Raw genomic sequence first — 12,166 nt, 5'->3', positions numbered from 1 at the left:
TTGAAAGGCTGGGGTATCCATGATGGTAGACCTCAAGGTGATGGCCTACTTCAAGCTTAGCCTTTCAACACGTAATTGGGACATAGCCTTTCATTATGTACTCCAATATTGTGGTCAGGCGGATGGCCAGCCCCCACCCACCACCGAGAGGTGGCGTTAGCCTCGCTGGCGGCGTGATGAGGAGAGCTCTTGGATGGCGCCAGATTGATGATGGCGTCATTAGAGCAGATCACCGCTAGCGGCACTGTTAATAGTGACTCTCATTTTTTAGTTTTTCGGTTCCGTGCCCGTGAGATAGCCCGCCGCGCTCCGCACAAACATAGGGACCAATCCCGATAGTCCCTGTGGATGGCTTCTTCTCCAATGCCATTTCGGCTCTTGCTGCTGGTTGAGGATGGCACGGCGCAACCCTAACGTGGCTGCGGTAGCGCAAGCCAACAAGACGGCTAGAATCATCAGGGCATTGCTGGCACACGACAGAAAATATGATGCCCACTATGGCATGGCCGCATGAAAAACAGGTTTGGCAATGTAAGGGCTGATTGACAATCCTATGACCAAAAATTGGTAAGGAAGCACCGATTGCACAGGCAATCATGAAGTGATGGCGAGACAGGTCAGACCGTGGCTGGTAAAACCCGAGGGAAACAAAGTACTTCCAAGTACGTGGCGTTGATAGCGGAGCCAGCCAGCGAACTCCATCAGGGATAGAGGCAGTAGCCTCGATCAAAATCCGGATCTATGGTTGCAATCTCCACCTGACTCACTTTCATGGATTGAGAGCTTGGCAAACCGGGGCGACCATCTATGTTTCCAGCTGACATAACGCAGCGAATGTCGTATCTGATGCACGATGCACAGCTGAATTTGCGTCTGTGGATATACAGCCTCGATGGCCTCTGGAAACCCTTTGAGCCCGGCCACACAGGCAATCAGAATATCCTGCAACCCTCGGTTCTTCAGTTCATTCATCACTGACAACCAAAACTTGGCGCCTTCGGTCTGGGCCATCCAGAGGCCAAGCAGCTCTTTCTCGCCCTCGGTGTTGATGCCCAATGCCATGTAGACGGCCTTGTTCTGTACCGCGCCAGATGCCCGGCTGCGAACCACCAGAGCATCCAGGTAGACGATAGGATAGACATTATGCAGGGGGGCGGCTCTGCCAGGCGGTCACCTCATCCATCACCGCATTGGTTACCTGGGAGATGAAGGTTGGCGACACCTCGACACCATAGACCTCGGTGAAATGGGCCTGAATGTCCCGGGTGCTCATGCCTCGGGCATAGAGGGAGAGAATGCGAGCATCAAAACCCTGGGGCTGCTTTTCGCCTTTTTTGACCAGCAGTAGTTCGAAGCTGCCGTTGCGATCCCGGGGGATCTCCAGCGCGATGTCCCCGTGGACGGAACGGACCGTCTTGGCACTTTTGCCATTACGGGAGTTACCGGTGTTCTTGCCGTCGCTGGCATGTTTGGCGTAGCCCAGGTGTGCCGTCATCTCGGCTTCTAGGACTCGCTCGGCAAGGCGCTTGGTGAGCTGCTTGAGTAGACCGCTCTCGCCAAGGATATCGTCAGGGCTGGAGCAGCCCGCCAGCAGTTGATCTATGAGTTCGTCTGATAATGGCATTCTGTTGTCCTTTCAACAGGTTGGTAAGAATGCCAGTTACACAGATTTTTTTACACTCTCTGGGGGCCTCATATTTGTTGTGTGCATATAGTTAGCACCGAGGTTTTTCTTGACCCTGCAGTACGTTTATTTGGGTCATAGAATGTCTCTACCAGCTCAAACCCAGCTTTTCGCATCATGCCCGCAGAGGACATATTTTCTTCGTGACGCTCGATATAGACATGGCTGCATTTTTCATTGCCAGCAAGTTTAATCGACTCTTTCAGGAGCTGGCTGCCTAGGCCCTTACCACGTTGACTTGCGACAACAACGACGTCATTTACATACGCGATATCTGATAGCACAGCATACTTGCTCAACTTGGCCGGGCACGCCTCTTTTATAATGAGCATCGCGAAGCCAACAATGCCACTCTCTTCTGCTAAAACGGGAATGGCTTTCCCCTGATTAACAAGTTGAAATTGATGCTCGATGCTTGCATCGGTAATGTAATTCCACTCATTTTTACCTTCTTTTATAAGGAGAGCCTTCATGGCTTGAAAATCAGCTGTGTTTAGCTTGCGAGAATGTATTTTCATATGAACTCTATTATATAATGTTTCAGTTGTTGGCATATGTGCCCTTCTCATTACTCAACCGACATGTAACCGTTCACCGGCCGCGGCTTGACGCACACAACTCGACAGGTATGGGGTAATCCGTTTTCTCGATGCAGGCACGGACGACGGCGCGCAGCCACTCCGCTGGACAACGCCCCAGTCGTTTGGCCGTCTCCACCAACGACAGGATGCGCTAACTAAACAACTCCCCACGGAGTGAACACACCCCGTAGCTCCCTTTTCGCCACAGCACATAGCCGCGCAGCGCTCGCTCCGCCTCATTGTTGGTCAGCGGAATATCGTCATCACTCAGAAACCGCCACAGCATCTCATCATCCATGATAAGCCACTCGCAACGACCCCGATAGCGCTTGGTGCACACCATGACACCTTGCTCCAGCTGCGTTAACCAGCTCTGCCTATACCTCCTGAGCCGGCGCAGATACCGCTTCTTGTCAAGGTCGCCATCTTCATAACGGTGGCGAGCACATTGCGCAGCACATGGGCCCAGCAGAGTTGGCGCTGACTTGCGCCGACAAACCGGTAGGCCACATATTGGTCCGTCACCAGCACACCGGTCAGCTCTGACCCCAACAACCGCTTGGCGGCGTCGGTGCCACGACCGTAGGCAGTCATAAAACAGACCGCTATCTTGCTTAGCGCCATCCACATCCAGCGTCGCTCGCTACCCCGTTGATGACGGGTTTCATCGGCATGAATAAGCGAGGCCGATTGGACTTGCTGTTTGATGGCTTGATGAGTGGGCGTCAGCATGGCACTGACCCGCCCTTGTGCTTCGCTGATGGCCCCGAGACTGAAGCTCAGGCCAAAGTGCTGCTTCAACTGCTGCTGTATTTGGCTGACGCTCTGATGGAACTGACCACTTTGCAGCGAGATGGGAGTTATGGTGATTTCTGGTGTACGGAGGGATAGAAGAGGTGGCGTATCCTGCTGATTGATTCCAGCAAGAATCTCAATCAACAGAGGTGATACGCCATGGCCAATTCTACCTTCAGGGCCTTGCCACAACCAGAAGATAAGCCAACTGATCCGCTCACAGACCTGCTGCGTGCAGGAGCCATAGACCTGATTGCCCAAGCTGTGGAGGCTGAGCTCCAGGCTCTGCTCGAGCTCCACGCTCAGCGCAAGCACCCCGATGGCCGCCAAGCGGTGGTGCACAACGGATTTTTGCCTGAACGCACTATCCAGACCGGGATCGGCGATGTCGAGATCAAAGTGCCCAAGGTACGCGACAGAAGCGGCTCAGGGATCTGCTTCAACTGTTCGCTGCTGCTGCCCTGGCTGTATCTGCGTGGGATTACCACCGGGGACTATCAGGAGGCGCTGGGCGCGTTGCTCGGTGACAAGGCCAAGGGGTTGTCGGCCAATACCATCAGTCGCCTGAAACAGCACTGGGGTGATGAGCATAGTGAAAAATAGGACACCCACCTTCTGAGCACCACGTAGCGGCCAATAGCGTGGCAATCCCGCAGGGAGTATGCCCCTCGCCATAGGCACGGAGCTTGGCCGAACTCCGCCCAGAATCTAAGCCCCTCCCCTTTTCGCTGACCATAAAAAATCCGAACCCCGGTAACAGGGTTCGGATTTTTTTCGTCGTCAGGACTATCAGGCGCTGGCGAAGATAACCCGGGGCCATCAGCCCCTTACAGCCTAGCCCCAGGTCGCCGGACCCAAGCCATAGGCCGAGGGCTTACCCCTTGGCCTTGTCGCGAGCCTTTTTGCTCGGTCGTCTGTTGCTGGGTTTGGCACGGCCCCCCTTGGCGGGTTTGCCGCTCTCCTTGCCATCTTTCTCTTTGCGCTTTTCGTGGCGCTCGGCGCTCTTGGCCTTCTCCTTCTTGATCTCGGCCATCTTGCGAACCGCCTGCTTGGCGTTCTTGCCGGTGATCTTGAGGGGCTCTTCCACCATCACGAAGTCGATCTTGCGATCGTCCAGATTGACGCCCATCACCTTGACCCGCACCTTGTCGCCCAGACGGTAGCGGCGGCGGAAGTTCTCGCCGATCAGCTGCTGGTGCAACGGGTCGAACTGGTAGTAGTCGTTGGTGAGGGTGCTGACATGCACCAGACCGTCGATGTGGATCTCGGCCAGACGCACGAAGAAGCCAAAGCCGGTGACGCTGGCGATCACGCCGTCGAACTCGTCACCCACGTGATCCAGCATGTACTCGCACTTGAGCCAGTCGGCCACATCGCGAGTGGCATCATCGGCACGGCGCTCGGTCATGGAGCAGTGCTCGCCCATCGGGTCCACTTCTTCCAGCTGGTAGTGGTAACCACCGCTCGGGGTCCACTTGTGGCGCAGGTTGGCCTGCTGCTCCTTGGCGGTCTGATACTTGATCGCGCGGTGCAGGATGAGGTCGGGGTAACGACGGATCGGCGAGGTGAAGTGGGCGTAGGACTTCAGGGCCAGACCGAAGTGACCGATGTTGTCGGCCTGATAGATGGCCTGACGCATGGAGCGCAGCAGCATGGTGGAGAGCAGCTCCGCATCGGGGCGCCCTTCAAACTTGGCAGCCAGCTCGGCGAAATCCTTCGGCTCGGGCTCGAGACCACCCTTGAGCTCCAGACCCAGTTCGGCCAGGAAGTCACGGAAACCGGTCAGACGCTCTTCGCCCGGACGGTCATGCACCCGGAACAGGGCGGCGGCTTCGTTCTTCTCGATATAACGGGCGGCAGCCACGTTCGCCTGGATCATGCACTCTTCGATGATCTTGTGGGCGTCGTTGCGCACCAGCGGCACGATGCGGTCGATCTTGCGCTGGGCGTTGAAGATGAAGCGGGTCTCCTCGCTCTCAAACTCCACCGCGCCGCGCTGATGACGAGCCTGTTTGAGCGCCTTGTAGAGGTTGTTGAGCTCTTCGATATGGCCCACCAGCGGGTCATACTGCTGGCGCAGCTTGGGATCCCCGTCGAGGATCGCCGCCACCTTGGTGTAGGTGAGACGGGCGTGAGAGTTCATTACCGCTTCGTAGAACTTGTAGCCGGACATGCGGCCAGAGGCGGAGATGGTCATCTCGCACACCATGCAGAGGCGGTCAACCTGCGGGTTCAGGGAACACAGGCCGTTGGAGAGCACCTCCGGCAGCATGGGCACCACGAACTCGGGGAAGTAGACGGAGTTGCCGCGCTGATAAGCTTCGGTGTCGAGAGCAGTACCCGGCTTCACATAGGCGGAGACGTCGGCAATGGCAACCCACAGCCGCCAACCGCCACCACGTTTGGCTTCACAGAAGACGGCGTCATCGAAGTCACGGGCATCTTCCCCGTCGATGGTCACCAGCGGCAGGGCGCGCAGGTCGATGCGGCCCTCTTTGGCTTTCTCCGGCACTTGCTCGCCGAGACCGGCAACCTCTTTGGTCACCTCTTCCGGCCAGGTATGCGGAATGCCGTGGGTACGCAGGGCAATTTCGATCTCCATGCCCGGCGCCATGTTCTCGCCCAGCACTTCCAGTACGGTGCCGACGGCATTGATGCGGGAGGTGGCGCGCTGGTTGATGCGCACGACCACGACCTGGCTCTGGCGAGCCCCCTTGTTCTCCCCTTCCGGGATGATGATGTCCTGGCCGATACGGCTGTCATCCGGCACCACGAAACCAACGCCATTCTCGACGAAGTAACGGCCGACAATATCTGCCTCACGGGACTTGAGCAGGCGCACCAGACGCGCTTCCTGACGCCCCTTGCGGTCGATCTCGGTCGGCTGCACCAGCACGTAATCGCCATGCATCAGGCGTTGCATCTCTCGGTTGTTCAGATACAGATCCGGACCACCACCTTCCGGACGCAGAAAACCGAAGCCATCCTTGTGGCCGATTACATAACCTTTGACCAGATTCAGGCGATCCGGCAGGGCATAACATTGGTTGCGAGTGAATACCAGTTGTCCATCGCGCTCCATGGCGCGCAGACGACGACGCAAGGCTTCCAACGGCTCTTCATCTTTCAGCTTGAGGACCTTGGCCAACTCTTCACGGGACATGGGCTTTTCATGGCCCTTGATGAGTTCCAGGATCAACTCGCGACTGGCGATGGGGTTATCGTATTTTTCGGCCTCGCGTTGGAGGAAAGGATCTTTTTGAGACATAAGCAGGCCTTAGGGTAGGTGGTAACGGTGCCATTATATCGGAGGGGGGGGCGAATGGCATCCATCGGCTGCCTTTTGGCCAATCTCTCTGTCATACTATCTTCAGTTCGCTGGCATGATGAGACACAGAACTCATGAGTAAGGACACATTTGCCCAATCCGCCGCCTATCTCAAACAAGCGGTCCCTTTGATGATCAAGTACCAGATCCCCACGACGCCGGACAATTACCACCTGTGGTACAACTATGTCTCGGCCAGCATGCCCGAGCTCAACCAGGCGATCGATCAGGCTGTCAAGCTGCAGGGAACCTGCTCGCTCACCACCTGCGAACGGCTCTATCACCAGTATCTGGCCGCTCAGGATGAGAAGCAGATGGAGGCGATGAAACTGAGCCTGGCCGCCATGGCTAACGAGCTCGGTCACTCCATGCAGGACGCCATCTCCGATACCGGCATGTTTCAGGAGATGCTCGACAAGAGTTTTGACAAGTTGAGCAAGATCGACGATGAGGGCTTCAGCCTGGAAGACACCATGGGCATCTTGCGGGATCTGGTGCGTGAATCGCGGGATGTGCGGATGTCCACCATGCACTTTCGCAATCAGATCAGCAATGCGGAGAGAGAGATCAAGGAGCTGCGAGCGGCGCTCAACGAGACCCGCAAGCTGGCCAACGAAGATGCCCTCACCAGCCTGCTCAATCGTCGCGCCTTCGATCTGGAGCTGGAGGGGCTGATCCGCAGCCAGCAATCCTTCTCGCTGATCCTTGCTGATATCGATCGCTTCAAGAACTTCAACGACGAATATGGGCACCTGCTCGGCGATCAGGTGCTGCGCGCCTTCAGCAAACGGCTGCGCGATGCCTGCAAGGAGGGGGTCACCGCCTATCGGCTGGGTGGGGAGGAGTTCGCCATGCTGGTCCCCCATCGCTCGCTGGCGCTGGCCAGACAGATGGCGGAAAGCATGCGACGGGCCATCGAACGGATGTCGATTCTGGATCGCAAATCAGGCCGCCGCATCGACCACATCACAGCCTCGTTTGGCGTGGGTGAGTTCAACGGTCAGGAGAGCGCGGACTGTCTGGTCGAACGTACCGACAAGCTGCTCTACAAGGCCAAGGAGCTGGGCCGCAACCGGGTGATGCCGCTTCCGTCCTGATACTGCAACCTTCGTAACGCCTTGCTCCTCGAAATGAAAAAGCCAGTCAGATCAACTAACTGGCTTTTTGGTCTCTCTTGCTCCAACAGGGGCTGTTTATTCCAGCCCCAGTGGAACTCTGCTCAGTGTGAAGGATTACTCCTGCACCTCGCTGACACCTTCGACTTTCACATCAACACGGCGATCCGGAGCCAGGCAGACGATCAGCTCACGCTTGGACTTGCTGACGCAGCTGTCGCCGGTAACCGGTGAGGATTTACCACGCCCTTCCACATTGATCTTGGCGGCCGGGATCCCTTTACCAACCAGATAGTTGGCAACGGTCTGGGCACGCTGTTCGGAGAGCTTCTGGTTGTAGGCATCGGAACCGATACGGTCGGTGTGACCAATTACGGTTGCCACGCCATCTTTGGGTCGCGCCTCTTCAATCTGGGTATAGAGGCTATCCAGTGCCTGACTGGCCTCTGGCTTGAGGGTCGCCTTGTTGAAGTCAAACAGCACATCGGAGCTCAGGGTGAACTGCTTCTCAACCATCACAGGTGCAGGAGCAGGTTCCGGGGCCGGAGCGGGCGCCACAGGGGCAACCTGACCAAAGCGATAGACTGCGCCCACAGAGAGCAGGCCATTGTCCATACGCAACCCGGTATTGTCTCGACTGCCGTAGGGGGTAGTGTATTGATATTCAAGACGGGCAGCCCAATCACGATTGAAGGCATACTCAGCACCCAGCGCGCTGACAACGTTGAACCGGCCATCACCCCCTTTCAGGTCACTGTTCGCGGCCGCATAACCACCGCCGATACGTCCATACAGGTCGAGGCTATCAGTTACAGGGAAGCCCAGCTTCAATGATAAATGAATAAGTTGGGCCTGAACTTCATCTTGAAACGCTGCGCCCGTGGCTGAACGGGCATCATATTTGTACTTACCCAGATAATCGTAGCCATATTCGATGCCCAGGTTCTTGTTAAGCTGATAGCCGGCAAATACACCAGCACCAAGAGCATCATTGGTCTCATTGCCGAGGGTAAAGCTGTTGCTTTCATCAATGCCGTAGAAGTTGGACCAACCCAGTTTGGCACCGCCATACCAGGTGTTGTCTTGCCCGGCAGCCTGGGCATTGGCCGCAAGCAAGCCGGTAACCAGCAAGGTAATCAATGATTTTTTCATGTCTGAGCCTCTGCAACTTTATGTAGGAGAAGGTTGATTGATATCACCTCGTCTTATAGGCGCAACCACTCAAAAGCGATCGCAGCATATCAACGTTAGCCTATTTTCAAGTCACTGATATCAATTAACAAAAAACACTCTAACGCAACTACGTTACAAAAACAGCAACAAACGTTTGTTATTTGAACTGGATGTGACGCAAAAAGACGCAAAGATGAGGACAGAGAGAGGAAAAAGGCCAGCAACATGCTGGCCCGAAACGATATCAGTGACGAACAAACTCGTAGTGCTGATCGATAAAATCAGCGACACGCTGACTCAATACCTTATGCACTGTTCTGGTCGGATGCACCTGATCCCAGAACATATGCTCGTCGCAGTTGAGGGCTGCGGCACTACGTTTTGCCTGCGGGCTCACTACAGCCTGTGCCAGGATCGGGTTTCCGGCAATGGCCACCTTCTCGGACAGACTCAAAGCAGGGGCCGTGGCAAGCTCGGCAGGGCTGCCGGAGAACGGCTTCCACATATAGCCGCCACCGTAACAGGCGTGTTCGATGTCGCTCAGCCCAAACAGCTGGGGATCGCGCACCATTTCGTCAAACTGTTTGTCTACCTCGAACAGTTTCACAATGCCGAGGGGAGCCAGTTCCCGAGTCAGATTTTGCAGTCGCTGATTGTGGTAGCTGGCAACATGACGCACCTTGTCCACCACCTTCATGCTATGAGCTGATGGGGTCTGCCCCAGATCCGGGATGTTGAACAGCAGGATCTGCTGCGCACCGTTGAGCACCAACCGGTTAGATGCCAGTCGGATGGTATCGATCACCCGATCCGCATCCCGCTCGGTGTTCCAGCCATAGGCCAGATAGTCGTTGGCACCGACCCAGATCACCACAAGGTCATCGGGGCGGAACTTGTCCTTTTTCAGGAACTGATCGATCTCGTAATCGAGGTTGTTGATCACCTGATATTTGGGATCCCATGCCCACTTGTTAAACCAGCCCAGCTTGTTATAGGCCACCGCAGTCGCGCCGCCTTCCGCCTCGTTGGCCACGACCAGCCCGGGGAAACGCTCGTCACCCAACTGCTCCAGCCACACCGGGCCATTGCTGAAGCGCCCGTTGAAGTAGGGTGGGCTGGAGGGGAGATATCCCCGCATCTTCTTGTACATCTTGCCGGTGTCGGAGAGGCTGTCACCAAACATCACGACCCGGGAAAAAGGCTGGCGTCCCTCTGCCGCTTGCGCGGTCAATGCCATTAACCCCAATAAACAAACAAGCCATTTTTTCATATTGTTATGCTCTTCGATTAAGCAGGTGAGACCTGCGGACTTCCCTCGAATGGCAGCAAGCACGGGAAGAGTCTGCCGCCACTGACTTCTGGTGAAGGCGACAGATTACAGTTCCAGATGAAATCACACATGTTCCATCACCGATGAAATCGCTTGCGCTCACAAAACAGACAATCACATCTGCGTATTTCTTTCACGCTTGTTTCACGCCCCGCGCGGCACAATGGCCTCATACCAACGACAGGAGTATGAAATGAACAAGGCAAGCGCAAGCGTAATCGGACTGTTGACCCTGATGTCTGTCTCCTCTTTCGCCATGGCGGCCTATACCGGCCCGCAAGAGCAGAACAAGGTTTCCGTTGCTCAACTGAAAGATCTGGCCGATGACAGCTGGGCCACCCTGGAAGGGAAACTGGTCAAGCACCTGGGCGGCGAGAACTATCTGTTCCGCGACGCCAGCGGTGAGGTGGAGGTCGAAGTGGATCAGGATGTGTGGCGTGGCACCGAAGTGGGCCCGGATGATCAGATCCGCATCCGTGGTGAAGTGGACCACAGCTGGAACAAGACTGAAGTGGAAGTGAAAACCCTGGAGAAAGTAGGCGCGGCCCCGCAGACCAAGGGCGGCTTTATCGCCAAATAAGGCCACTGCAACGACGAACTGGCCAGACGTTAAAAGGGCGCTTGATATCAAGCGCCCTTTTGCATGGTTAACCCAGCGTCACCGCTTAACCGGCCCGACTGGCAAACGCTCTCTTAAACCCCTTCTCGGCCTGATTGACCTTGTAGAGGTAACGGCGCGCCTCCTCTTTGGGATGTTGCTCGGTCAACACCTGATAGACCGCCTCGGGGGAGAGCCGGTTGATCCGGCCCGGCGCCGCCTTGCGATCGCTGGAGAAGGTATTGAGCACCCCGCCCGCACCACCGTTATAGGCGGAGATCACCGCATAGCGACGGGAGCGCGGATCCTGAATATCCGCCAGATAGACGGTCTGCAACAGGTGCAGATAGGCGGTACCGACATCGATGTTGTAGGCCGGGTTGAACAGCTCCTCCCGCGTCGGCTGGCCGTTCTTGCCCTTGACCCGCACATAGACATCACGACCGGCGGTGGCCGGGATCACCTGCATCAGGCCATAAGCGTTGGCATGGCTCACCGCATAGGGGTTGAAGCTGCTCTCGGTCTTGATCACCGCATAGATCAGGCTCTCCGGCACGCCGTATTTGCGCGACGCTTCCCGGATGATCCCCGCATATTTGTAGCCCCGCCGATCTTCATGGTTGGCCACCATGGGTATATCGACGAAGAAGATGGTGCGAATACCCAGAGTGCGCTTCTTCATCGCCGTGTTGAGCAGGTAATCGGCATAACGCTCGGCGCGCCAGGAGGCACGGATTGGCTGGCGCTGATTATCCAGCACCTGACCGTAGAGGAAGGGCTCGCCGCCGGTCAGAATTTCCCGGTCGGAGTAAAGATCCACTTCGGCCGGATCGTCCGGCGTCAGCAGGGTCTCGATGATGGCGCGACGCAGGTGAGCGCGGGGATCTATGCCCGAGACCGTCTCCACCATGATGTGTCCGCTGGAGAAGTCGATGTGGGCCCGGCTCTTGTACTGATCCGTGTATTTTACGTAGTCAAACTTGCCCGCAAACAGCGCCTCCCGCCCCCATATCTCGTTCACGTTATGGGAGAGCGCGCTGATCATGTGTTCAAAACCGCGGATGTCCTTGCCGTTGACCAGATCGTCATCCTCACTCCCGCTGGGCTTGGGGGAGGATGAGCAGGCAGAGAGAAACAGCAGGGTGCACAGCAGCCAAAAAATTCGGCCCATAGGATCCTCAAACCGGGCAGCAGAGCTGCCCATCATTCATTTGCTGCGACTTCAGGAGCGGTCACGCCAGTGTGGCGCCATTCCCGCACCTGTTCACACGTACAACAGCCGGAGAGCTTACTGGGCAGGCGGGGTGTAACCTTCGATCTGCACTTCACCTGCATCAAACAGGTAGCTGACCATCTCTTTTTCCAGCAGTTGGCGATGCTCAAGATTCATCATGTTGAGCTTTTTCTCGTTGATCAGCATCACCTGCTTCTTCTGCCACTCGGCCCAGGCTTCCTTGCTGATGTTGTCAAAAATCCGCTTGCCGAGCTCACCGGGATAGAGTTGGAAATCCAGACCCGGGCCCTCTTTTTTCAGGCGTTGGCAAAATACAGTACGGCTCATG

Annotated in this window: 8 protein-coding genes and 4 pseudogenes; 4 read left to right on the top strand and 8 right to left on the bottom strand. The window is 56.3% G+C overall.

Annotated elements, in window-relative coordinates:
- Positions 1-385: 385 nt before the first annotated feature.
- Positions 386-514, top strand: a pseudogene (locus ACW5W8_RS11310) (IS110 family transposase); the annotation flags it as partial.
- Between the two features lie 290 nt (positions 515-804).
- On the opposite strand, the pseudogene ACW5W8_RS11305 reads toward ACW5W8_RS11310, so the two are convergent.
- The 3 genes and pseudogenes from ACW5W8_RS11305 to ACW5W8_RS11295 form a co-directional block, all read right to left on the bottom strand.
- Positions 805-1,624: pseudogene (locus ACW5W8_RS11305) on the bottom strand (IS256 family transposase); the annotation flags it as partial.
- Between the two features lie 68 nt (positions 1,625-1,692).
- Entirely contained in the window at positions 1,693-2,202 is a 510-nt protein-coding gene (locus ACW5W8_RS11300) for a GNAT family N-acetyltransferase (RefSeq protein WP_498627940.1), read from the bottom strand.
- A gap of 73 nt (positions 2,203-2,275) precedes the next feature.
- Positions 2,276-3,120: pseudogene (locus ACW5W8_RS11295) on the bottom strand (IS66 family transposase); the annotation flags it as partial.
- A 99-nt stretch (positions 3,121-3,219) separates the two neighbouring features.
- On the opposite strand from ACW5W8_RS11295, the pseudogene ACW5W8_RS11290 reads away from it, so the two are divergent.
- A pseudogene (locus tag ACW5W8_RS11290) lies at positions 3,220-3,657 on the top strand (transposase); the annotation flags it as partial.
- Positions 3,658-3,934: 277 nt separating this feature from the next.
- Here ACW5W8_RS11290 and rnr read toward each other — a convergent pair.
- Positions 3,935-6,328, bottom strand: a complete 2,394-nt coding sequence (rnr, locus tag ACW5W8_RS11285; protein WP_498627939.1) for a ribonuclease R — start codon at positions 6,326-6,328, stop codon at positions 3,935-3,937.
- Between the two features lie 134 nt (positions 6,329-6,462).
- Here rnr and ACW5W8_RS11280 point away from each other — a divergent pair, with 134 nt between their 5' ends.
- The gene (locus ACW5W8_RS11280) at positions 6,463-7,485 is read left to right on the top strand and encodes a GGDEF domain-containing protein (protein WP_498627938.1); all 1,023 of its coding nucleotides are present in this window, start codon (positions 6,463-6,465) and stop codon (positions 7,483-7,485) included.
- 135 nt (positions 7,486-7,620) lie between these two features.
- Here the strand turns inward: ACW5W8_RS11280 and ompA are convergent, their stop codons facing one another.
- Together ompA and ACW5W8_RS11270 are read right to left on the bottom strand one after the other, a co-directional pair.
- Positions 7,621-8,655 (bottom strand): porin OmpA, encoded by a 1,035-nt coding sequence (gene ompA / locus ACW5W8_RS11275; protein ID WP_498627936.1) that lies wholly within the window; start codon positions 8,653-8,655, stop codon positions 7,621-7,623.
- 265 nt (positions 8,656-8,920) lie between these two features.
- Positions 8,921-9,946, bottom strand: coding sequence for an SGNH/GDSL hydrolase family protein (locus ACW5W8_RS11270; RefSeq protein ID WP_498627935.1), 1,026 nt, complete (start codon positions 9,944-9,946; stop codon positions 8,921-8,923).
- A 253-nt stretch (positions 9,947-10,199) separates the two neighbouring features.
- Between ACW5W8_RS11270 and ACW5W8_RS11265 the strand changes: the two genes are divergently transcribed.
- Entirely contained in the window at positions 10,200-10,586 is a 387-nt protein-coding gene (locus tag ACW5W8_RS11265) for a YgiW/YdeI family stress tolerance OB fold protein (RefSeq protein WP_005335826.1), read from the top strand.
- An 85-nt stretch (positions 10,587-10,671) separates the two neighbouring features.
- Here ACW5W8_RS11265 and mltC read toward each other — a convergent pair whose 3' ends face one another.
- Together mltC and ACW5W8_RS11255 are read right to left on the bottom strand one after the other, a co-directional pair.
- On the bottom strand, positions 10,672-11,775 hold the full coding sequence (gene mltC / locus ACW5W8_RS11260) for a membrane-bound lytic murein transglycosylase MltC (RefSeq protein WP_005354839.1): 1,104 nt from the start codon (positions 11,773-11,775) through the stop codon (positions 10,672-10,674).
- Positions 11,776-11,892: 117 nt separating this feature from the next.
- Entirely contained in the window at positions 11,893-12,165 is a 273-nt protein-coding gene (locus ACW5W8_RS11255; RefSeq protein WP_005335828.1) for an oxidative damage protection protein, read from the bottom strand.
- Position 12,166: the final 1 nt, after the last annotated feature.

Source organism: Aeromonas aquatilis (assembly GCF_054052405.1).
Note: the sequence above shows the minus strand (reverse complement) of the source record. Positions and strands in the feature narration are given on the sequence as shown.

Coding starts and splice junctions, on each gene's coding strand:
- ompA (WP_498627936.1), bottom strand. CDS start 8,655: ATGAAAAAATCATTGATTACCTTGCTGGTTACCGGCTTGCTTGCGGCC.
- ACW5W8_RS11270 (WP_498627935.1), bottom strand. CDS start 9,946: ATGAAAAAATGGCTTGTTTGTTTATTGGGGTTAATGGCATTGACCGCG.
- ACW5W8_RS11300 (WP_498627940.1), bottom strand. CDS start 2,202: ATGAAAATACATTCTCGCAAGCTAAACACAGCTGATTTTCAAGCCATG.
- ACW5W8_RS11280 (WP_498627938.1), top strand. CDS start 6,463: ATGAGTAAGGACACATTTGCCCAATCCGCCGCCTATCTCAAACAAGCG.
- ACW5W8_RS11255 (WP_005335828.1), bottom strand. CDS start 12,165: ATGAGCCGTACTGTATTTTGCCAACGCCTGAAAAAAGAGGGCCCGGGT.
- ACW5W8_RS11265 (WP_005335826.1), top strand. CDS start 10,200: ATGAACAAGGCAAGCGCAAGCGTAATCGGACTGTTGACCCTGATGTCT.
- mltC (WP_005354839.1), bottom strand. CDS start 11,775: ATGGGCCGAATTTTTTGGCTGCTGTGCACCCTGCTGTTTCTCTCTGCC.
- rnr (WP_498627939.1), bottom strand. CDS start 6,328: ATGTCTCAAAAAGATCCTTTCCTCCAACGCGAGGCCGAAAAATACGAT.